We start from the raw sequence: 23,352 nt of genomic DNA on the forward strand, positions 1-23,352 counted from the left end.
TTATTGCAGTGATATGTGTTGAAATGATTTTACATCGAATAATCCCTTAGTCGTCATTTTAATATCAGGAATGACAGGCAACGCTAAAAACGACAATGTCAAAAATGGATTAAATCCGCCTGTGAAACCGATTAACGGCAATTTATCATGCAGCGTCAGCAAGCTTTGATTCACTTGCTCTGCAGATTGGTCGGATAATAACCCTGCAATCGGCAGCGGTACTGAATGGAGCTCTTCCCCATTTTTTATAATCGTTAATCCTCCGCCAATTTCCTGCAGCTTATTAACTGCCGCCGCGATATCCTCATCATTCGTTCCGACGGCAATAATATTATGGGAGTCGTGTGAAATGGTTGTGGCAATCGCTCCGCTCTTGAATCCAAAACCTTTCACAACACCAAGTCCGGTTTCTTTTAATCCTTTATGCCGCTCGACAACTGCAATCTTTAACAAATCAAACTCAGTGTCAGGCTCAAATTCGCGGGCATCAGGAGCCGGAACTTGTACTAATCGTGTTTCAAGCTGATTTGGTATGATTTGAATGGCATTGATCTGCTGCTCTGAATTGATTGGCATATGAAAATCCTGTTTGTTAAGAGGAGCAGCAAGCTTAACAGAATCAAGCAGTGCCTGATCTGGTGCTGCAGTTGAAGCATGATCCTGATAGACCGCTTTGCTGTCTTCAGCAACAGTCTGCCCTTTTACCATCGTCATTGTGACAGTGACATTTTCCAGATCAGATACAAAGAGCAAATCAGCGTCAAAACCCGGGGCAATCGCTCCCTTTGTATCTAATCCATAGCATTCGGCTGCATTGAGGCTTCCTAGCTGATAGGCTAAAAACGGATTAAGTCCGGCTTGAATCGCCATTTTTACCTGATGGTTTACACTTCCCTCTGACAATAAATCATCCACATGCTTATCATCCGTACAGAAAAAGAACCGGCGTGCGTTCTTTTCATTTACCGCCGGCAGCACATTGAGCGTGTTTTTGGCGACTGATCCTTCACGCATCATGACATACATGCCTCTTCTGATACGATCAAGGGCTTCTTCCTTCGATGTTACTTCATGGTCGTTTAAGACAAATGCGGTTCTGTAAATGTTAATGAGGTCTGTTGATAAACCAGCTAAATGACCGTCTATCCTTTTTCCTGCAACACGGGCATCGAGCAGTTTCTGAACCATGTCTTCTTCAGCCTGATGAACCGACACATAATCCATAACTTCAGCCAGCCCTAATACTTCTTCTTCTTCATAAAAAGACTTGAGATCGGCAGCTTTGAGAATTGCGCCTGATCGCTCAAAACTTGCGGCAGGCACACTGGAAGGAAGCATAAAATGGATATTCAGCGGTGTATGCCGAGCTTGTTTAAGCATAAACACAATCCCTCTTTCACCAGACACATTCGCGATCTCATGAGGATCTGTAACAACCGTCGTCACGCCATGAGGCAACACTGCTTTAGCGAACTCAATCGGTGTAACCATTGATGACTCAATATGTACATGTCCATCAATAAAACCCGGAACAATCATTTGTCCCTCTGCATCAATGATATTTTCGCCTTCATACTCACCGAGGCCTACAATAACTCCATCTGTAATCGCAATATCTTCATATATCCATTCTTGATTATATACGTCCATGATTTTTCCGTTCTTAATGACGATATCAGCTTTTTGTCTTTGGGCTGAAGCATTCAGCCTATTGACTAGCGCTTCTTTATTCAAATAGGCCCCTCCTCTTTTTTATTATATGGTACAATATGCTATCGGAACGCCTGTGCTTAGTCAATGAAATTTTAAGAAATTGGCGCTCAGTTCATTAAAGTTGTTATATTCTGATAATATGAAAAACCGCCCTTTGAGGACGGCTTATTTGGCTGCTATTTTGTATGAAGAACTCTTTTTTCGAAACGGGAGATGTCTGTAACTGATCCAATAACAATGAGTATATCTTCTTGGTGGATGACTTCGGTTGCAAGCGGTGATACGATGACTTCCTTGCCCCTTTTTATGGCTACGATGTTAATGCCGTATTTTGCGCGAATATCTAAATCGAGAAGTGTATTTCCAGCCAGGCGGCTGTTAGCTACGATTTCAACAAGACTATGCTCTTCAGACAGCTCCAAATAGTCAAGTACATTGTTGGACACGATATTATGCGCAATTCGTTTTGCCATATCGCGTTCCGGGTGGACGATGTGATCCGCGCCAATTTTAGACAGCACTTTTTCGTGATAATCGTTCTGCGCTTTAACTGTAATCGTATGGACGCCAAGTTCTTTCAGAATGAGTGTCGTTAAAATACTCGCTTGAATATTTTCCCCGATTGCTACAATAACGTGGTCAAAATTTCGCAGGCCTAAATTTTTCAGGACAGATTCGTCTGTCGAATCACCGATAACTGCGTGAGATGCAATCTTGGCATACTCGTTAACTTTATCTTCATCGATATCCATTGCCATAACCTCGACGCCTTCTTCGCTTAATGCTTTGCAAATACTGCCACCAAAACGGCCCAGCCCAATTACCGCAAATTCTTTTTTCATCGTGGTGCTCCTTTATATGACATGATATTGATCAAATTTTATCATATTCTTTTGTTACAGTGTTATCCTTTTGGCAGCGAATTCATATGCCGCTTGAGCTTTTCAGTAAACTCAGGCGACAAATACAGCTCCGCTCCGCGTTCGATTTCAATCTGATAGTGCTGAGGCGGGGCAATTTCCGCTTCTTTTTGAAGAACGAGAAAGGTTAAGCAGTCTTTATAGTGCCTACCGCCAGCTTCAACGTCTACAAATGCCGGCCGATACGTAAGAGATTCGACGCCCTCCCTTTTATATAGATAGGAAAGAGCAGAATAAGGGATACGGTATAAAACGCCTTCTGTTGTTCCTCCGTCTTCCAACATGTCCGCTCTTGAACCGTCTTCCCTTTTTAGCGTGAAGCGGGTTGTGTATCCTTTTAAAACAGCTCTTCCTACTGGATCTTGAAAATAGTGATCGACTCCCGCTTTTTGAAAGCGGGCATTATCCATGCATGATCCATAGGCAAAATAATAAATGGGATTTTTCGATTTGCTGATCATCTGATGTTCTTTCCAGTCGCCGCTGCTTATTTTCGTAAAACCGGCACACCCTTCTTTGTTCATAAAATAAATAAGCGCATTTTTAATCCCGACATCCGTTACTACAAACACCGTTTGTTTATGATATCCTTGAAAAAATTGATCGAGCTTATGTATACACAATTCATCTGCTTCATATACTTCGCCGTATATATAGCCTTCACCATTTAAAACAGCTGTGGGCCCCTCTTTTGCAGCAAACAAACTTCCCTTTGTTCTCGCCTGCTCATTGATACATGCCGATTGTGCCAGCAAATGATGGTTTTTTTCATGCTTTCTTAATGTCCCGTATACAAACAGAAGCGAGTTCACTTTATTTTTCTCCTCTCAGCTGTCTGATTTTAAAGGCAAAACCACTTGAAAGACGCTGCCTTTTCCAGCTTCACTTTCGATTTTCAATTCCCCGTCATGTTCCTTCAGGATTCTCAAACAAATGGGAAGTCCGAGTCCAGTGCCCTTTTCTTTTGTTGAATAAAAAGGTTTGCCAATCTGCTTCAGCTTTTCTTGCGGCATACCGTTTCCTTCATCCTTTACGCTTATCACTGCATGAGAGGCGGTTTTAGCAGTTGAAATGGTTACGACACCGCCCTTTGGCATTGCCTCAATTCCGTTTTTAATGATGTTGATAAAGACCTGCTTCAGCTGATTTTCGTCTCCATTAATCATACAGCCATTTGTCTCTTTGAAATTTTTCTCTATGACGATATTAGACAGAATTGCATTGGTATCAAGCAATGTCGTGACTTGTTTCAAGATCTCATTAAGCTGGTGTGTTTTAAATGTGATTGCCTGCGGTTTTGCAAGCAGCAGCAGCTCGCTGAGCACTAAATCGATTCTTTTAATCTCTGAAAAGATGATGTCAAAATAGTCTTTTCTGTCCGGATATTGTGTTTTCATAATCTGGAGGAAACCGCTGACAGATGTTAAAGGGTTTCTGACCTCATGAGCAATACCTGCGGCAAGTTCACTTGTGATTGATAGTTTCTGGGATTCCCTCGCCAGCCGTTCATTAATCTCAATGAGCTCATCTTCAGCCTCTTTCCGCTCAGTGATATCTGACATTGTACCCAGGCTGCCTGTAAATTGATCATCCCGATCATAGTAAAGTTTATAATGAACTTCTCCCCAAAAAATCGTGCCGTTTTTTGTCACGTATTTTGCCGTAAACATGCCAGAAGACGCTTTGTTTTGGATTTGGGTGTTAATGTGGTCGGCTACATGCTTTTCTTTTATGAAGTAATCGTTATACATTGTTCCCATACATTCACTGATTGAAAAGCCGGTTATTGATGCCCACGCTTGGTTTAAATATGTAATTTCGCCTTTTGCATTCGTTTGAAATACGATTTCCTGCAAATTATCCATGATGCGGTTTTTTTCTTCAGAAAGCTGTTTATACTTCCATTCGTTATCCTTCATTTTCTTAACCAGCTGCTGTTTCTCATCAATATAATAAGCCAGCATCCAGACACTTACCAGCGTGACTGCAGTATACACAATATCAACAGGCCAATTAATCGGGTTTTTGCCTATAAAATAAAATAAATAATCCCAAAACATTATAAAAATCATTGCCAAAATGATGGAAATGATACGAGCTTGATATTTTCTCATATGACCACCTGCCGCTTGTGTTTCTCTACTTATTGTACCATTCTTCGACAAATAATTGAGTAAAATATGTAAAGTATCCCAAATCATTCATTACCAAATATCTTGATGTCTTATCTTAGGCGGCGGTAATCAAAAATTGGCACGCAAAAAAGGCGGAGATGATATCGCTCCGCCTTTTTTAGCATGATTTTATTCTTTTAAAGCGGCTTGAATTTCTTCGAGAAGCAGCTGTGCACCCTCAGGGCTTAGCGTAATTTTACCGTTGCCGTATTCTTTATTTTCTGAAGTGATTTCTCCAGTCATTAAACAAACGCCATGAGGTTTGTACTTTTTCAAGATAATTTTATCTCCGTCAACAAAAAACTCAATGCTGTCTTTTATGGCAATATCCAATGCCCGTCTCAACTCAATCGGCATGACAATGCGGCCTAATTCATCTACTTTTCTCACAACACCTATTGATTTCATAAAAACCCTTCTTCCTTTAAATGTTTCTTTTCTCATGTAATGTTTTAAGGATGTACCTCAATATATCGTAGACGAATGAAACTTTGAAAAAGTTTCCCGCTTTCTATAAGAATTACAAGATATTTTTTCCATAAAACCGAAAAATGTATTACTTCTGTTACACAGTTCCTTGATTTTTTACAAAAACATTTCTTTACCGACGCACACCCCCAAAAATCGCAGTATTTCTGAGAAACTTTAAATGTAGAATCATATTAAATTAGGATAGAGATTGGGTGAAAACATGTTTCAATCAACTGAAATCGGGATTGACTTAGGAACAGCTAATATACTTGTTTACAGCAAAAATAAAGGGATTATCCTAAATGAACCATCTGTTGTCGCAGTGGATACGACGACAAAAGCAGTGCTTGCAATCGGAGCTGACGCGAAAAACATGATTGGTAAAACACCGGGAAAAATTGTCGCTGTCAGACCGATGAAAGATGGCGTGATCGCAGACTATGATATGACAACTGATCTGCTAAAGCACATTATGAAAAAAGCCGCAAAAAGCATCGGCATGTCGTTCAGAAAACCGAACGTAGTCGTTTGCACACCGTCAGGCTCAACAGCAGTAGAACGCCGCGCCATCAGTGACGCGGTGAAAAATTGCGGCGCAAAAAACGTTCATTTAATCGAAGAGCCAGTCGCAGCCGCCATCGGAGCGGATTTACCGGTTGATGAGCCGGTTGCCAATGTGGTAGTAGATATCGGCGGAGGGACGACAGAGGTCGCTATTATTTCCTTCGGTGGCGTTGTTTCCTGCCATTCTATCAGGATCGGCGGAGACCAGCTTGATGAGGATATCGTTTCTTTCGTCCGTAAAAAATACAATTTGCTGATCGGCGAACGCACAGCTGAGCAGGTAAAAATGGAAATTGGCCATGCTCTGATTGAACATATACCAGAGGCAATGGAAATTCGGGGACGCGACCTCGTGACAGGTCTTCCAAAAACCATTATGCTTCAATCCAACGAAATTCAAGATGCAATGCGTGAATCCCTCCTGCATATTCTTGAAGCCATCAGAGCGACACTTGAGGACTGTCCGCCTGAATTGAGCGGAGATATTGTTGATCGCGGCGTTATTTTAACAGGCGGCGGCGCGCTCCTTAATGGAATTAAAGAATGGCTCACAGAAGAGATTGTCGTGCCTGTACACGTGGCGCAAAACCCGCTTGAATCTGTAGCAATCGGCACAGGCCGTTCTTTAGAAGTGATTGATAAGCTGCAAAAGGCAATTAAATAGTCTTTACCCGCAAAATTCTCACACGCGGCAAATTTCTTGCTTCTTTTTTCCTCACTTCCTTCATATTGTGGGAAATGGAGAAACGTTAAGGAGGAAACAGATGCTAAGAGATTTAGGAAGAAGAGTAGCGATCGCAGCCATTTTAAGCGGAATTATTCTTGGAGGCATGAGCATTTCTTTGGCAAATATGCCCCATTCGCCTGCAGGTGGCACTGTAAAACTGAATCATCCATAATATTGAATAAACCCAAGACGTGTCGTTTTGGGTTTTTCACTTTGGGCTCCTTCTTTCCTTTATAGGATCATATTTGATATGATGAGAAAAAAGCTTGGAGGAATGATTCATGGATTCATTTTCACAGAAATTAAATATATATGCACAGCTGGCGGTAGAAGTCGGCGTTAATGTCCAAAAAGGCCAGTATGTAGTCGTAAATGCTTCAACAGACGTCCGGGATTTTGTCCGTTTAATTGTAAAACACGCATATGAAAAGGGCGCAAAAAACGTCACCGTGAATTGGCAGGATGACGAAGTCGCCAAATTAAAATACGAACTAGCGCCGTTTGAAGCATTTGAAGAATATCCTGAATGGGAAGCAAAAGGCAGAGAAGAGCTTGCCAAAAATGGAGCTGCTTTCATTTCTGTTGTGTCTTCAAACCCAGACTTGCTAAAAGGTATAGATTCCAAACGAATTGCGGCATTCCAAAAAGCAGCAGGCAAAGCATTACATACATACAGACAATATATTCAATCAGACAAAGTCAGCTGGACTGTCGTAGGTGCGGCTTCAGCAGGCTGGGCTCACAAGGTGTTTCCTGGCAAATCAGAGGAGGAAGCGATCCACCTTCTGTGGGAAGAAATTTTTAAAGCGACGCGCGTAAATGAAGACAACCCGGTTCAGGCGTGGATCAATCATGACCAAAATCTTCATGAAAAAGTTGACCATTTGAACGAGAGACATTACGCTGCCTTACATTATCAAGCTGAAGGAACTGATTTAACAATTAAGCTACCTAGGAAGCATGTTTGGGCAGGTGCGGGAAGCGTGAATGAAAGCGGCCATGAGTTTATGGCCAATATGCCGACAGAAGAAGTGTTCACGCTGCCGCAAAAAGACGGGGTTGACGGAGTGGTATCAAGCACAAAACCATTAAGCTACGGCGGAAATATTATTGAAAATTTCACCCTGACGTTTGAAAATGGCCGTATAGTCGACATTAAAGCTGAAAAAGGTGAGGATATTTTAAAAGAACTGGTGGAAACAGATGAAGGTTCTCACTATTTAGGTGAAGTGGCACTTGTTCCTTACGATTCGCCTATATCACAATCAAACATTCTTTTCTATAACACGCTGTTTGATGAAAACGCGTCAAATCATTTGGCGATCGGAAGCGCCTATGCCTTTAATATTGAAGGCGGAAAGCAGATGTCTCGTGAAGAGCTTGTTAAAGAAGGCCTAAATGAAAGCATTACACACGTGGACTTTATGATCGGTTCTAAGGATATGAATATTGACGGAATTACGGCAGACGGGAAAAGAGAGCCTATCTTCAGAAACGGAAATTGGGCTTTTTAAGTAAATAAAAGGAGGCTTTTCCGCCTCCTTTTTTTATTTTTCTGCTTCATACATTTGCAGATTCGCATAAACAGTTTCTAATACTGGTGCTGCGAGAGATAAACGTTTTGCTTTTTCAAGCAAAAATCCATGCAGGTGGTCGCCTTCAGTCGTTTGGCCGTTTTCCATATCCCGAAGCATGGAGGACTTCATATGGTAAGACATGCTGGTCATCGTACGAAAGCTCTCTTCCTCAAGATCCGGATCAGCCGGAACACCTTCTTTTCGTAAAACAGCGCAAATTTCCCCAATAAGAGTTTGAGCCGTGTGACGTCCGGCTTCTGTGGCGAGGATTGGGCCAAGCGGTCGTTGAAATAACGTTGTGATCCCCGCTTGCGCTGCAATAAAGAGATACTTTTTCCAAATGTCCTTCTCGATATGCCCGCTAATGATGACTTCAGCCTTCACACCTGAAAATACCTCTTCAAGCGCTCTTATCCGCTCCGTACGCTCGCCGCTCCATTCTCCAAATACAAAACGATGCGATGCGCTCGTATGATGAATTTCTCCTTTGTTGTCTAAAGCACTTTCTATAAAACACAGGCCGCCCAGCACCTATTCTTTTGAAAATGCCGCAAATAGCTGCTCATAGTGGCGGTACCCATTTAAAAAAGGGATAATGACAGATTCCTGATGGATAAATGGTTTGACATCGTCTATCACTTGACCAAGCGAGTATGCTTTAGAAGCAATGATAACGACATCAAATTGCCCTGTTTCTCCGGCACTGATTAGTTCGGGCTGAAATGATACATTCCCTTTTTCACTATGGATGACAAGCCCGGTTTCTTTCAGCTGCTCAGCTCTTTTTTGGCGCACAAGAAATGTCACATCATTTCCTTTCTCCGAAAGCCGTCCGCCAATATACCCACCTACTCCACCTGCTCCGACAACCAAAAATTTCATGTTGTGATCTCCTTTCATATTTAGGTATCAAAAAAAGCAGAGAAATCTCTGCTTTTTTTATTCCGCGTATAGTTCAGTCAATTTTTTCTGCACATCAGCATTTTCAAGGAACTCGTCATAGCTCATTTGCTTATCGACGATGCCGTTAGGTGTAATTTCTATAATTCTGTTGGCAATGGTCTGCACAAACTGATGGTCATGGGAAGTAAACAGCATAGCGCCTTTAAAGCTGATTAAGCCGTTATTGAGCGCTGTAATGGACTCTAGGTCTAAATGGTTAGTTGGCTCATCCAAAATTAAAATATTGGCGCCAGAAAGCATCGCTTTCGACAGCATACAGCGGACCTTTTCTCCCCCGGAGAGTACGTTTGCTTTTTTGTGGACTTCCTCTCCAGAGAACAGCATGCGTCCTAAGAAGCCGCGTAAAAAGCTCTCACTTTGGTCGTGCGGAGAATATTGGCGAAGCCAGTCTACAAGGTTCAGATCACTGCCTTCGAAATATTCGCTGTTGTCTTTTGGAAAATACGCTTGAGATGTGGTAACACCCCATTTAAACGTTCCGCTGTCAGCTTCCATTTCCCCGGAAATGATTTTAAACAGCGTAGTCACAGCAAGTTCGTTTCGGCCAGTGAAAGCAATTTTATCTTCTCGATTCATAATAAAGCTGACATTGTCAAGCACCTTTACGCCATCGATTGTTTTTGTTAAGCCTTCCACGCGAAGAACATCATTTCCGATTTCCCGTTCCGGCGTGAAGTTAACATAAGGATAGCGGCGGGAAGACGGTTTAATATCATCCAGCGTGATTTTTTCGAGAAGTTTCTTTCTTGATGTAGCCTGCTTAGATTTAGACGCATTGGCGCTGAATCTAGCGACAAACTCTTGAAGCTGTTTAATCTGCTCTTCTTTTTTCTTGTTCGCTTCTTGAGAAAGCTTTAACGCCAGCTGGCTTGACTCGTACCAGAAATCATAGTTTCCGACATAGATTTGAATTTTGTTAAAATCAAGGTCGGCAATATGCGTACATACTTTATTTAAGAAGTGACGGTCATGGGACACGACAATAACTGTGTTTTCAAAGTTAATTAGAAACTCTTCAAGCCACTGGATTGCCTGAAGGTCCAGGTGGTTCGTTGGCTCATCGAGCAGCAGAACATCCGGCTTGCCGAATAATGCCTGTGCCAAGAGAACTTTTACCTTCTCCGAACCGCCGAGGTCTGCCATCTTTTTTGTGTGCAGATCTTCTGAGATACCAAGGCCTTTTAACAGGATCGCAGCTTCACTTTCCGCTTCCCAACCGTTCAGTTCCGCGAATTCACCTTCTAGCTCAGCAGCACGAATCCCATCCTCATCTGAGAAATCAGGCTTCATGTAAATAGCGTCTTTCTCCTGCATGACTTCATACAGGCGTTTGTGGCCCATAATGACCACTTTCAGCACTTCATACTCTTCGTACTCAAAATGGTTCTGCTTCAAGACGGCAAGACGCTCGCCAGGACTCATATTCACGTCGCCTGTCTGAGGCTCGATTTCGCCTGACAGCACCTTTAGAAACGTTGATTTACCGGCACCGTTTGCACCAATTAACCCATAGCAGTTGCCTGGGGTAAATTTAATATTAACATCTTCAAATAACTTGCGATCCGCAAACCGCAAGCTTACATTATTTACAGCAATCATTTATTATCCTCCATCATGTCTATCATCAATAAAAGTATACCATGAATGCAGGGCAAGAGAAATGATTCCATGATAAAACAGAGAGAAAACACTTATACACCCAAACCAGCCAGCTGTGTTACAATTAAAGAGAGAGAATGCATCCGCCTGGAAAATTACACACTCTCATGGAGGAACACGTTGAGGCTTTTAACACTTACTGAATATTGCTTACTGATCTTTTTTACGGGCTTTTACCTTGCCGTAACAGGCTTTACCGCCAAAGATATCGGCTTATATATAGGCATAGCCCTTATTTACATATTTTCGCACATTTTTTCTAAACGGCTTTTAGAAAAGCGCGGAAAAGAGAACAAACAGGTTCACCTTTTCTTCAGTGTGCTAGCTATTATCGGTTCAGTGTTCATCACGGTTTTATGCATTGCATTGGTCGCTTCTTTTTCAAAATAAAAACGCCTGCTGTCCTAGGCCAGCAAGGCGTTTTTATTTTGTTTGACGCATTTCGTTAAACGGGAAAAAGACAAACTTCGATGTGCCGACAATTCGATCTTCCGCGATCAGTCCCAGCCCGTTTCGGCTGTCCATCGAATTCAGCCGGTTATCTCCCATGACAAAGTATTTGCCTTTCGGAACCTTAACCGGTCCAAAGTCTCCTGTCAGACTGACACCAAGTTTTTCTGCTTCCTTCTTGTTTTTAGACAAGTAAGGCTCGGCTACTTTTTTACCGTTTATATAAAGCGTGTCATCCTTCATTTGAACGGTTTCTCCAGGCTTTCCGATCAATCTTTTTACATAATGGATTTTAGAAGTTTCACCGTTGATAATAACGATATCTCCGCGCTTCAGCTCGCCGATATAGTTGACTGTTTTATTCACAAACAGCCTTTCTCCGTCATGTAATGTGGGATACATAGATGAACCTTCAACTAAATACGGTTCAAACAAAAAGTGACGGATCAGGAGAGCCAGCAGAACAGCGATGACAATCGCTTTACCCCATTCCAGGTACGTATTGGTTTTTTTCTTCGCCGTTTTCTCAGTATTCGTATTTTTTTCCTCGGTCAAAGTGTTTCCTCCTAGACAATTGCTATGTCAGTTGTTTCTCTTCTTTTACTTTATCATAAAAAAGAATAAAATACATAACTTAACCGCGCTCCCTGCCGGCCGGATAAGAAAAAGCGTCCTTTCGAACCAAGGACGCTTTTTTTCTTATTTTTCTGTAACAGGTTTTTTGACGATACCGAGGATAATTGCCATCACGACAGCACCGATCACGATACTTAAAAGGTAAAGCATCGGATGGTTTGTAATGAAAGCTACGAATACTCCTCCATGAGGGGCCGGAAGCGTTACTCGGAAGAATTCAGTTAATCCGCCGGCAACAGCTGCACCGACTACAGCAGCTGGTATGACGCGAAGCGGATCAGCCGCAGCAAATGGGATCGCTCCCTCTGTTACGAAAGCAGCTCCCATGAAATAGCATGTAATACCAGCTTCACGGTCACGCTGAGTGAATTTGTTTCTGAAAATGGTTGTTGCAAGTGCGATACCAAGCGGAGGAACCATACCGCCGGCCATGATAGCTGCATGAGGCGCATAGTTGCCTGCATCGATCATGGCGATACCGAACGTAAAGGCTGCTTTATTAAGCGGGCCGCCCATATCGATCGCCATCATGCCGCCCAAGATAATACCCATTAACACAAGATTTCCAGTACCAAGGCTTTCAAGCCAGTTTGTTAAGAAATTCATAAATGCCGCTACAGGTGTATTGACGACAAATTGCATTAATACGCCAGTGATAAAAATACCGAACAGCGGGTAAATCAAAACAGGTTTTAATCCATCAAGTGACTGAGGGATAAACGTAAATACTTTTTTCAGTAAAATCACGACATAACCGGCAAGGAATCCGGCAATTAAGCCGCCTAAGAATCCAGCATTCGCTTGAGTTGCCATAAATCCGCCTACCATACCAGGCGCAAAACCAGGACGATCTGCAATACTCATCGCAATGAAACCGGCCAGAACTGCAACAATCAGTTTTAATGCATTGTCGCCGCCGATAAAGTTTAATGCTGCTGCAAACGTGTTGTAGCTAGGATCATTCGGATCTGCAGAGTGAATTCCCCAGAAGAATGAAATCGCAACGAGAATACCGCCGCCGACTACGAACGGAAGCATGTTGCTGACACCGCTCATCAGGTGCTTATAAAACGCGTTTCCGATACCGCTTCCAGACTTGCCTTTCGCTTCTTCATCATCGTTTGAAGCTGCCGAACCGCCGCCGCTGCCTTGATAAATCGGCGCATCTTGATTCATCGCTTTTTCGATAAGCTCTTGCGGACGTCTGATACCCGCCGTTACAGGAACTTGAAGTACGCGCTTGCCTTTAAAACGTTCCATTTCAACCTGCTTGTCCGCTGCGACAATGATTGCAGGTGCATCTTCGATTTCTTGGGCAGTGAGCTTGTGCTTAATGCCGCTTGACCCATTTGTTTCGACCTTAATGTCCACACCAAGCTCTTTCGCTTTTTCTTTAAGGGCATCCGCAGCCATGAATGTATGGGCAATACCTGTCGGACATGCAGTAACCGCTAAAATTTTTCCTTTTCCAGCAGGTGCTGGTGCCGCTTCTTCTTCTTCCTCTTCGTCATCATCTTTATCGTGCTGATTAATAATGTCGATGATGGCATCTTCAGACTCAGCTTCAAGGAGCTGCTTACGGATTTCTTCACGCATTAACAGCGTTGAAAGTCTTGACAATGCTTCAAGGTGAGTGTTGTTTGCGCCTTCAGTCGCCGCGATCATGAACACTAAGTGAGCCGGCTGGCCGTCTAATGATTCATAATCGACGCCGTCTTTTGAACGTCCGAACGCGATCGCCGGGTTGATAACGCTTGCCGTTTTCGCATGGGGGATAGCGATTCCTTCACCGATACCCGTGGAGCTTTGGCTTTCGCGATTTAAAATGGCTTCTTTATAGGCTTGCCGGTCATTTAACTTTCCAGCCTTATCAAGAACAGTGACCATTTCGTCAATAACATTTTCTTTTTCTTTGCTCTCAATATTAAGCTTTATCGTATGCTTCGTTAAAAGCTCAGTTATTTTCACTTGTGTTTCCTCCTCTATAGACGTGTGACCTTAACTTCAGGAAGAAGCTGCTGGACAAATTCTTCTGTTCCAAGTTCTTCAGAGAACGCGGTAGCACTGCCTGAAGTAACTCCTAAGCGAAATGCTTCTTCAAGCGGCAGCTGTTTGGAAATTCCAGCAAGGAAACCTGCAACAACGGAATCCCCTGCTCCGACTGAGTTTACCAATTTCCCCTTTGGCACGTTAGCAAAATAAACAGCTTCGTTCGTAAACAGAAGCGCTCCGTCTCCGGCCATTGATACGATTACATGTTCAGCGCCTTGTTCTACAAGCTTTTTCCCATAAGGAACGGCTTCCTCAACAGATGTAATGGTCGTGCCGAACATTTCTCCAAGCTCATGATGATTTGGCTTCATCAAAAATGGTTTCATTTCTGTTGCTTTCAAAAGAGCCTCGCCTGAGATATCCAGAACAACTCGTGCGTTCTGCTGTTTGCAGGTCTCTGCGATTTTTTCATAAGTATCGTGAGGGAGTGAAGATGGAATGCTTCCTGCAAGAACGACGATATCTCCCTCTTGCAAAGATTGGAACTGTTCTAAAAAGGCTTTGAAATCTTCATCCGAAATTGTCGGTCCCTGCCCGTTAATTTCAGTTTCATCACCAGTTTTCAGCTTTACATTGATACGGGTATCCCCTTTTACTTCAGAAAAAGCTGTTTCCAGGTTTTCTTCCCGTAAAAATGTTTTGATATATTCTCCGGTAAATCCGCCGACAAATCCGAGCGCTTTAGACGCCACATGGTGTCTTTTCAGCAGTCTCGATACGTTGATGCCTTTGCCCCCTGGATACTTGGTATCATACGAAGAACGGTTCAGGCCTCCTACAGTAAAATCTTCAACGTGAACAATATAATCGACAGATGGATTAAGTGTTACAGTGTAAATCATGGTTTCACTACCTTTACGACAGTTTTTTCTTGGTAATTATCGAATGTAAGCTCTTCAGCGTCAGTCGTAATGATTGTTGCGTCGCCTATTCCGGCGAATGCCGAAAATGAAATTTCTCCGAACTTCGAAGGGTCTGCTAAGACGTAAGCGTGTTTTGCCTGTTTAATCGCTTTCTGTTTTAAAAGGGCCTCATCAGGGTCCGGCGTTGTGAATCCAGCCTCTGTATGGACACCGTTTGTCCCCAGAAAACTCTTGTCAAATCTGTACTGGTCCATGGCAATCAATGAAGCGCCTCCAATAATCGCGCCCGTTCTGTGCTTTACGTATCCTCCAAGCAGATAAAAAGAAATTTCTTTCCTTATTAATGCATCGATATGCATTACCCCGTTTGTGACAACGACAATATCTTTGGTTTTATCCATAAAATCAATCATGTGCAATGTCGTCGTGCCTGCATCAAGGTAAATGCAATCCCCTTCTTCTAAAAGAGAAGCTGCTTTTTCAGCAATCTTCAGTTTATCGTGAAGGTTTTTGGATGATTTTTCAAGCATATCGGGTTCAAGTCTGATATCGGAAAGCTTGGCCGCTCCACCATGAACGCGCTTTAAAAAACCGCGTTCTTCAAGTGTCGATAAATCTCTTCTGATTGTTGATTCAGAAGCATTAGTCAGATTTATAAGCTCTTGAATCTTTACCACATCATGCTTTTCTATTTGATCAATAATCAATTGATGCCGTTCAGGAGTTAGCATGCTTCACCTCCTAATGAAAACGTATTCATTTTGAATACAATTTCATTGTAAACGCTATTTTCGGTTTAGGCAACTAAAATCATTCAAATTCATTCAATAACTATCAAAATCTTTCACGTTTCTCCATATTAACGTATGTCTATAGGGTTTGTAAACTGTAAATTCGACAAAAATAAGGACAATTGTACGACATTTTCTTCTTATTTTAATGAAAAAAGTCTTTTATATTCATAGTAGAAATCACTAAACATAAAAAAACCTCATGCATGTTGCATGAGGCTACTCATAACGCAGCGCTTCAATGGGATCAAGCTTTGCAGCTTTATTTGCAGGAAGCATGCCGAAAATAACACCAATGAGCATACTGAACAGCACGCCCCCGCATACAACCTGCCAGGATATGAGTGACGGCCAGCCCGCAATGGCTGAAACAAGCCCGGCCCCTCCGTATCCAATACCAATCCCGACCAGACCGCCAATCAGCGTCAATACGACTGACTCAATTAAAAACTGAGTCAGAATCTGTCCCCTCGTCGCACCGAGGGATTTTCTGATTCCAATTTCCCGTGTCCGTTCTGTGACTGATACGAGCATGATATTCATGACACCGATTCCGCCGACCAAAAGGGAAATACCTGCAATTGAGCCGATAATCGTCGTCATAATTGCCGTTACCTTGCCAATTCCAGCCGCAATCTCTTCCATGTTCATCACTTGATACGAATCCTCTGTGCCATGATTGTCATTTACCAGCTGTGCTGCTTCTTTTCCTGCCGATTTTATGTCGTCTGCTGATTCGACCTGCAATGATACGTTACTGAAATCACTTGTGCCAAAAGAGGATTTCATCATATTAAATGGCACATACATTTCACTTAAACCGAAAGAAAGCAAGCCTGTTTCTTTTTTCAGCACACCGATAATTTCAACGGGCTGTCCGTTTATCCAGACAACTTCACCTAAAGGGGAGGTTTTATCGAACAGTTCTTCAGCCATCTTTTGAGAGATGATTCCGGCTCTATTCCCCACGAGAAAGTCATTGTCGGTAAATGTTCTGCCGCTTTCGATTTCTAAAGAATTGACATTCATGTATCCATCATTTATTCCGTTAACCGTAGCATCGGTTTCTTCTTCGTGATAACGCGCTGTCATACTTTCAGAAGTCGAAGCAACGACTTGTTTAATGCCTTCTATTCCTTTTAAACCTTTAATATCGTTTTCTGTAAACGTAGATTCAGCTGCAGCGTTCGGGTTGCTTGCAAGCTCCTCGTCGCTAGGCATATAGTACAGCTCCACAGTATTTCCCGGGCCGCTGATCGACTGCTTCAGCATTTGCTCGCCGCCCTGTCCTACCGCAACGACAACAATGACAGAGCCTACACCAATGATAATGCCGAGCATCGTTAAGATCGAACGCATTTTATGGGCAAGGACAGAGCTTAGAGCCATTCTGATGTTTTCTAACAGGCTCATTCTCCCACACTCCTTTGTCCGGAGCTGGCAGGAACAATGTTTCCGTCACGCACCATGACGATCCGATTCGTGCAATCTGCTACTTCAGGCTCGTGAGTAACCAGAACGATTGTCGTTCCCTCGGCATTTAATGCTGTAAACTGATCCATAATCGCCTCGCTTGTTTTCGTATCCAGCGCGCCGGTCGGTTCATCAGCTAAAATCAATTTCGGCTCATTCACGATCGCCCTCGCAATCGCCACCCGCTGCTTCTGCCCGCCCGACAGCTCGTTGGGCATGTGGAGCATTCGATCGGCTAACCCAACCTTTTCCAATGCTCTCTCAGCCCGCTCTTGACGTTCCTTTTTGCCTATCCCGGAATAAATCATCGGCAGCTCGACATTTTTTTTTGCGTTCAGCCGCGGAAGAAGCTGAAATTGCTGAAATACAAAACCGATGGACCGGTTACGGACTGCCGCCAGTTCTTTATCTTTATATGAAGAAATGTCTTCGCCGTCCAATTGATATGTACCGGAAGTCGGCCGATCAAGACAGCCGATAATATTCATGATCGTCGATTTTCCTGATCCTGACGGCCCCATAATCGAGACATATTCACCTTGATGAATGTCCAAATCAATAGAATGGAGAACATCAAACGTTTCCTTTCCGATCTGGTAGCTTTTTCGCACATTAGAAAGCTGAATCATTTAAGATTTCACTTCCATTCCGTCAGTCACCTGATCAGATGGATTCAAAATGACTTGATCATCTTGGGAAAGCCCCTCTTTAATTTCTGTCAGGTCATCTGTCACTTCGCCGATTTTGACATCTACTCGCTTTGCTTTTCCGTCTTTTACTGTATACACATAATATTGGTCATCTTCTTTTTTGACTGCCTTTGAAGGAAGCGTATTTACTTTCCGTTTATCTGTTTCAATATTCATAATAAATTTAAAGCCTGGCTTTCCTTCTGGAAGATTTCCTTTTATTTTCACTTGAAGCGGGTATTGGACCGCCTGTTCTGTTCCTTGTGCCGCAGCGCTCTCCTGCTGATCCGGAACAAGCCCGACTGCGGAAACCGTGCCTTTCCATGTTTTACCCTGTATTACATCTGAAGTGAGTGTGACCTTCTGGCCTTTTTTGACTTTCAATGTATCGTATTCAGACAATTTCCCTGAGACGACAAGGTCTTTTGGGTTGCCGATATGTATGACAGGCTCTTGAATATCTGACTTTTTGGATGCTGCTTCTTGGTTGACAGAAATAACGGTGCCTTCAATTTCGCTTTTCACTTCAAGATCTGATACCCGGTTGGCAAGTGACTGTCGCTGAAGCTCGGTTTGTTTTAATTCGATCTCCGCTGTTTTTTTCTGCATTTGAAGCTCTGTCCGTTCAGATTCGATTTGTTTTTCTGCTTCTTTCTTTCCTACCTGTTTTTCCAGTTCTCTTTCTTTGCTATCTAAGGCTTTTAACTTTTCTTGAATTTGGTCAATTTGAAGCCGATTGGATTCAGACGTTAACTGGTTCTGTTCTTTTTCCAGGCTCAGCTGCTCATTTGTATAGGTGACTAAAAGCGTGCCCTTTTTAACTTTATCGCCTTCCTTTACTTTAATATCTTCTAATGTCCCTTTATCCGCTTCATAAAAGACATACTGTTCATTTGAAAATTTTAGCGTGCCAGGAACCATAACCGTTGATGAGATTTCATTTTCTTCAACGCTCCCCGTCTGTATCTCCTTGCCGGCGCTGTCGCTTGTCGGAGCGGCAGACCGGTATATATTGATTCCAACAAAAAGAGCGACTATAACTGCGATTCCAATTCCGATCCAGACTTTTTTCATGAGCTTATGCACCCGCCACAGAATTGATTAAACCTGAAAAAAGCGAAAATACAACTAAAATTCCGAATAGAATGATTGCTGAAATCCACCCGGCTTTTTTGGAGATGCCTCCCGTTTTGTGAAGTCCGATTGCTAATAATACAAAGCTCCAGATGCTGAAAATTTCAAAGGTATTTAACACGCTGGCAAGAGCCCCGTCAGATGGGATAATCCCTGCCAGTGACGTCGTGCTGTAAAGAGGATTCACGTCAGTCGTAAAAGCAACGATTCCATTAACCAATAATCCGAGACTGCTAATTAAAGAGACAAACAGACCGAGAGAAAGCATTTTTTTATATGTCGTAACTCCGCCTGATATTTTTACACAGAGCCAATAAATAAGAGGGGCAATAAATAATGCTGCGATACCGCCGATAATAGCGCCTGCCATTCCGCCAAATTTGGTTATTGTTGCGACAGTTTCCATTTGTTCAGCAGATAGCCCTTGCGTATCCTGGCTTTTCAAAAGCTCACTATAATCCGTACCGAGCGATTGCAGCACGGCACCGACGATGATAATTGCTGCAACAATCAAAAGCGGTCCCCATACAGCCGGCCTTTCTCTTATTCTTTCAAATTGAACGGACGGACTTGTGATTACTCCGAAAAGTGAAGGCTTTTCAGTCGCCGTTCCGCTGTTTTTTTCTACATTCGTTTCCATTTCAAAACCTCCTTGAGAATATCTAACAAATAGTACGGCAAGGATATCAAAAAGTTTCATGTTTTTCTAATAAATTTCCAAAAACATTCAATATTGAAGGCTTTTCATATTATTCTATCGCTGTGCTGTATTGCGCTTTCACAAGCCCGGCATAAATGCCTCCTTTAGCGATCAGCTGATCATGGTTCCCTTCTTCTATTTTCCTGCCGTGATCAAGAACAATGATGCGGTCGGCGTCGCGGATCGTAGACAATCTGTGAGCGATCATCACTGCTGTACGCCCTTTCAGAAGCGTTTTTAACGCTTGCTGAATTTTTACTTCTGTCTCTGTATCAATGCTTGCCGTTGCTTCGTCAAGGATGATAATAGCCGGATCGGCGAGCAATGCTCTTGCAAAGGAAATAAGCTGACGCTGACCGGCAGACAGTACGCTGCCTCTTTCCTCCACCTCTGTTGCGTATCCTTCTGCTAAATCAGAAATAAACTCATCCGCTCCGACCGCTTGGGACGCTTTCATCACCTCTTCATCCGAAGCATTTGGCCTTCCAAAACGAATATTTTCCATGATGGTCCCAGAGAAAATAAATGTATCTTGCAGGACAATGCTGATTTGAGAGCGCAGACTGGCAAGGGAAAGATCCTTAATCGGTATACCGTCTATTTTAATGGTGCCTCCGGTCGCATCATAAAAACGGCTGATTAAATTGGCAATTGTCGTCTTCCCGCTCCCTGTATGCCCGACAAGGGCAAGCGTCGAGCCCGCCGGAATAGAGAAAGAAACGGCGTGAAGGGCTTTTCGTTTTTCATCATACGAAAATTCAACCTCTTCAAAACTGATCTCCCCCTTTATCTTTTCATTATGAATGGCATTCGGCTTCTCCTTGACATTTGGCTGTTCGTCCAGAAACTCAAAAATCCGTTCTGATGATGCCATCCCCATTAACAGCTGATTATAGACCTGACCCAGTCTCGAAATAGGTTCCCAAAACATTCCCAGATAGAAAGCAAAAGAAACGAAGACGCCAATCGTAATGGTTTCATTCATGATGAGTGTGGCTCCATACCAAATCAAGACAGCCGTCCCAATCGCATTCGTCATTTCTACCAGCGGACGGAACATGGCATTTTTTCTAGTTGCTTCCTGCCATGATTCGTAGTTCTCCTGATTGACACCGTCAAAATACGCCATGTTTTCTTCTTCCTGCGTAAATGCCTGTGTGACCCGGATGCCCTGAATGCTTTCGTTTAGATGAGAGTTGAGCTTTGATTGCTTTAGCCGTACCGTTTGCCAGGATCGGCGTATTTTTTTTCTGAGACTTGTTGAAATAAAAAACATAATCGGCAATGTCACCATGATGGCTATAGTCAGCTCAGGGCTAAGCGTAAACAAAATGATAATCACGCCGGCCAGAAGCAGCAAGTCGGTCAACAAATTGATGACTCCGCTTGTAAAGAGCTCCTGAAGAGAGTTAATATCATTCATGATCCTGACTAAGATCGAACCCGCCGACCGCTGATCAAAAAATCGATGGGATAAGCGCTGCACATGGGTAAATAAATGCTGTCGCAAATCGTAAATGACATGCTGGCCAAGCTGATTCATCCACCTGATTCTTAACACATTGGCGGCGTAATTGAGGACATATAAACCGCTAATAATAAAAATGAGCTGAATCAGCAGCTCCGAGTTTCTCCCTGTAATCGCTTGATCAAGAACATAAACGCCGATCAGAATGGGGATCACAAGCTTCACAGCAGTGCCAATCAATACGGTGAGAAAAGAAAGCGGCAAAATTGTTTTTCGATATGGTTTGACATAGCTCAGCAGCCGCCACATTTGAGCCCAGTTAAACGGCTTTTCAATGATTTCATCTGAAGAGTAATAGAAACGCTCTAAAATCCCCTGTTTTTTCGCTTGTTTCATTTGGCCCCTCCCTATCCGACCTCATGCGGCTCATTAATCATTTTGACATCACGGTATTGCAAATCGTAAATCTTTTTATAGTAGCCGCCTTTTTCAAGAAGCTCATGATGTGTTCCCCTTTCATGAATGCGTCCTTTATTAAAAACGAGAATTTCATCGGCGTGTTTCAGTGAAGAAATGCGGTGTGCGACGATAAAGGTTGTGCGGTTTTTCATGACTTCTTTTAAGGCATGCTGTATGTTGTGCTCCGTTTGCATATCTACTGCACTTGTGGCATCATCCAATATTAAAATGCTCGGGTTCAAGCAGATGGCTCTCGCAATGGCAATACGCTGTTTCTGTCCGCCGGAAAGTCCCATTCCCCTCTCTCCCAGCATGGTGTCATACCCATCAGGAAGCTCCATAATAAAGTTATGAGCCTGCGCCCTTTTTGCCGCTTCGATGACGTCTTCCATTGAGGCATCCGGCCGCCCATACGAAATATTTGATCTGATCGTAGATGAAAACAAGAAGGATTCTTGAAGTACGACCCCGATATTGGAGCGAAGGGTTTTTAACGAATAATCTGTGATGGGTTTGTGATCAATGGTAATCATTCCGCTAACAGGACTGTAAAATCTGGTGAGAAGCTGTGTCACTGAACTTTTGCCTGAACCTGTCGGGCCCAACAGTCCGATTACCTTCCCGCTGTTTCCCTCAAAGCTTACATTGCACAGCGCGTTTGTTTGTTCTTTCCCGTATGCAAGAGAAACATTTTTGAAATGGACATCTCCGGTTAATTTTTGTTTATGCAAAGCATGAGGATGATCTGTAATGTCTTCTTCTTTTTCCAGAATGTCGAGCAGGCGTTCCCCTGACGCTTTTGCTTGAGAGAACATATTGATGACAAAACCTAAGTTCATAATCGGCCACATCATATAATTGACAAGGCTGAAGAAAGCAACAAGCTCGCCGGGATTGAGCTGATTTTGCATAACCAAGTAACCGCCGTATGAGAGGAGAGCTACAATACAAATGTTACCAATGAACTCCATTAAAGGGAAATACGCAGACCAGATGGATGATGTTTGTAAATACTGCGCCCTGTATTCTGCATTGGCTTTATTGAAAGTGCTGATCTGAAAATCTTCCCTGGAAAGAGATTTAACCGTATTAATGCCGCTGATATTTTCCTGGACTTTTGTATTGAGTTTCGCAAACGATTTGCGGATGCCTCTGAAGGCGGGATGGACTCTTTTGTCAAACCGATATACCGCAACCGCGAGAAATGGCAGAACAGCTATTGTCACAAGCGTGAGAGGAACAGAATAGTAAAACATAACCGACAGGCTGATGGCTACCAGCAGGCCGAAACGAATGAGCTCAGCGAGACCGTATGATAAGAAAAAACGAAGCCCTTCAACATCAGCAGTCAGTCTGGACATCAAATCTCCTGTTTTCGCGTTATCATAGTAAGAAAAAGAAAGCCGCTGCAGTTTTTCATACAGACCATTTCTCAGCCTATAAACGGATTTGATCCCGAACATATCACCTAAATACTGATGAAAAAAGGTAGCCGTTCCTTTCAAAACCATTACCGCAATAAATCCTAAGCTGACCCACGCCGCAAGCTGATACTGCCGTCCCAACACGATCTCATCAATCGTAATTTGCAGGATAATCGGATAAACGACAGTAATTGCAGTCATCAAAAGCATGGCTAGAAGCGACCACATAAACACTTTTCTGTACGGCCAATAATACATTTTTAATCTTTTAAATGTCTCCATATCCAGCACCTTTCCAACATTTATCATCTTTACTATATCGATACCCGAAATAAATTTCTATTATTTTTCAAAATTTCAGTCTAATTATGGAATGAGTCTCTTACTTTATAGGGAGTAACATATGTAGAATAAACGCTTACAGAAAATCATTGTATGCTGGGGA

At 42.9% G+C, this 23,352-nt stretch carries 20 protein-coding genes and 1 pseudogene; 4 read left to right on the top strand and 17 right to left on the bottom strand.

Features of this window, described 5'->3' with window-relative positions; genetic code table 11:
- The 5 genes from ade to abhA all read right to left on the bottom strand — a co-directional run bounded on the left by ade (position 1) and on the right by abhA (position 5,215).
- Positions 1-1,734: an adenine deaminase gene (gene ade, locus ACQVGT_RS12910; protein WP_015383561.1), complete on the bottom strand. Its 1,734-nt coding sequence runs from the start codon at positions 1,732-1,734 to the stop codon at positions 1-3.
- A 155-nt stretch (positions 1,735-1,889) separates the two neighbouring features.
- Positions 1,890-2,555, bottom strand: a complete 666-nt coding sequence (gene ktrC, locus ACQVGT_RS12915; RefSeq protein ID WP_003222311.1) for a Ktr system potassium transporter KtrC — start codon at positions 2,553-2,555, stop codon at positions 1,890-1,892.
- 62 nt (positions 2,556-2,617) lie between these two features.
- Complete coding sequence (locus ACQVGT_RS12920) at positions 2,618-3,445, bottom strand: gamma-glutamylcyclotransferase family protein (RefSeq protein WP_015483181.1); 828 nt, start codon at positions 3,443-3,445, stop codon at positions 2,618-2,620.
- 15 nt (positions 3,446-3,460) lie between these two features.
- Positions 3,461-4,747: a two-component sensor histidine kinase KinC gene (gene kinC / locus ACQVGT_RS12925; protein ID WP_015383559.1), complete on the bottom strand. Its 1,287-nt coding sequence runs from the start codon at positions 4,745-4,747 to the stop codon at positions 3,461-3,463.
- Between the two features lie 189 nt (positions 4,748-4,936).
- On the bottom strand, positions 4,937-5,215 hold the full coding sequence (gene abhA, locus ACQVGT_RS12930) for a transcriptional regulator AbhA (RefSeq protein WP_003244728.1): 279 nt from the start codon (positions 5,213-5,215) through the stop codon (positions 4,937-4,939).
- 283 nt (positions 5,216-5,498) lie between these two features.
- On the opposite strand from abhA, the gene mreBH reads away from it, so the two are divergent.
- From mreBH to ACQVGT_RS12945, 3 genes are all read left to right on the top strand, one after another.
- Positions 5,499-6,506, top strand: a complete 1,008-nt coding sequence (gene mreBH / locus ACQVGT_RS12935) for a cell shape-determining protein MreBH (RefSeq protein ID WP_003245743.1) — start codon at positions 5,499-5,501, stop codon at positions 6,504-6,506.
- Positions 6,507-6,606: 100 nt separating this feature from the next.
- Entirely contained in the window at positions 6,607-6,741 is a 135-nt protein-coding gene (locus ACQVGT_RS12940; protein ID WP_003238865.1) for a protein YkpC, read from the top strand.
- A gap of 109 nt (positions 6,742-6,850) precedes the next feature.
- Entirely contained in the window at positions 6,851-8,083 is a 1,233-nt protein-coding gene (locus tag ACQVGT_RS12945) for an aminopeptidase (RefSeq protein ID WP_015383558.1), read from the top strand.
- 33 nt (positions 8,084-8,116) lie between these two features.
- On the opposite strand, the pseudogene ACQVGT_RS12950 reads toward ACQVGT_RS12945, so the two are convergent.
- Positions 8,117-9,028: pseudogene (locus ACQVGT_RS12950) on the bottom strand (ketopantoate reductase family protein).
- Between the two features lie 57 nt (positions 9,029-9,085).
- Complete coding sequence (locus tag ACQVGT_RS12955) at positions 9,086-10,708, bottom strand: ABC-F family ATP-binding cassette domain-containing protein (RefSeq protein WP_015383555.1); 1,623 nt, start codon at positions 10,706-10,708, stop codon at positions 9,086-9,088.
- 180 nt (positions 10,709-10,888) lie between these two features.
- Here ACQVGT_RS12955 and ACQVGT_RS12960 point away from each other — a divergent pair, with 180 nt between their 5' ends.
- Positions 10,889-11,158 (top strand): hypothetical protein, encoded by a 270-nt coding sequence (locus tag ACQVGT_RS12960; RefSeq protein WP_003232345.1) that lies wholly within the window; start codon positions 10,889-10,891, stop codon positions 11,156-11,158.
- A gap of 33 nt (positions 11,159-11,191) precedes the next feature.
- On the opposite strand, the gene sipT is transcribed toward ACQVGT_RS12960, so the two are convergent.
- From sipT to ACQVGT_RS13010, 10 genes are all read right to left on the bottom strand, one after another.
- On the bottom strand, positions 11,192-11,773 hold the full coding sequence (gene sipT, locus ACQVGT_RS12965; RefSeq protein WP_003232348.1) for a signal peptidase I sipT: 582 nt from the start codon (positions 11,771-11,773) through the stop codon (positions 11,192-11,194).
- A gap of 144 nt (positions 11,774-11,917) precedes the next feature.
- A complete protein-coding gene (locus ACQVGT_RS12970) occupies positions 11,918-13,822 on the bottom strand; it encodes a PTS fructose transporter subunit IIABC (protein WP_015383554.1) in 1,905 nt (634 codons plus the stop codon).
- Positions 13,823-13,836: 14 nt separating this feature from the next.
- Positions 13,837-14,748, bottom strand: coding sequence for a 1-phosphofructokinase (gene pfkB, locus ACQVGT_RS12975; RefSeq protein WP_015383553.1), 912 nt, complete (start codon positions 14,746-14,748; stop codon positions 13,837-13,839).
- The gene (locus ACQVGT_RS12980) at positions 14,745-15,500 is read right to left on the bottom strand and encodes a DeoR/GlpR family DNA-binding transcription regulator (protein ID WP_014476685.1); all 756 of its coding nucleotides are present in this window, start codon (positions 15,498-15,500) and stop codon (positions 14,745-14,747) included. The genes pfkB and ACQVGT_RS12980 overlap by 4 nt, the downstream gene beginning before the upstream one ends.
- Positions 15,501-15,779: 279 nt before the next feature.
- A complete protein-coding gene (skiZ, locus tag ACQVGT_RS12985; RefSeq protein WP_015383552.1) occupies positions 15,780-16,973 on the bottom strand; it encodes a sporulation-delaying-protein transporter subunit SkiZ in 1,194 nt (397 codons plus the stop codon).
- Entirely contained in the window at positions 16,970-17,662 is a 693-nt protein-coding gene (gene yknY / locus ACQVGT_RS12990; RefSeq protein WP_003232356.1) for an ABC transporter ATP-binding protein YknY, read from the bottom strand. Before yknY ends, skiZ begins: the two co-directional genes overlap by 4 nt.
- Positions 17,663-18,796 (bottom strand): efflux RND transporter periplasmic adaptor subunit, encoded by a 1,134-nt coding sequence (locus tag ACQVGT_RS12995; RefSeq protein WP_015483179.1) that lies wholly within the window; start codon positions 18,794-18,796, stop codon positions 17,663-17,665.
- A 4-nt stretch (positions 18,797-18,800) separates the two neighbouring features.
- Positions 18,801-19,496, bottom strand: coding sequence for a YknW family membrane protein (gene yknW / locus ACQVGT_RS13000; protein ID WP_014479677.1), 696 nt, complete (start codon positions 19,494-19,496; stop codon positions 18,801-18,803).
- Positions 19,497-19,605: 109 nt separating this feature from the next.
- A complete protein-coding gene (locus ACQVGT_RS13005) occupies positions 19,606-21,420 on the bottom strand; it encodes an ABC transporter ATP-binding protein (protein ID WP_015383549.1) in 1,815 nt (604 codons plus the stop codon).
- An 11-nt stretch (positions 21,421-21,431) separates the two neighbouring features.
- The gene (locus ACQVGT_RS13010) at positions 21,432-23,189 is read right to left on the bottom strand and encodes an ABC transporter ATP-binding protein (protein WP_041517842.1); all 1,758 of its coding nucleotides are present in this window, start codon (positions 23,187-23,189) and stop codon (positions 21,432-21,434) included.
- Positions 23,190-23,352 lie beyond the last annotated feature (163 nt).

The organism is Bacillus sp. SCT118 (genome assembly GCF_058566435.1).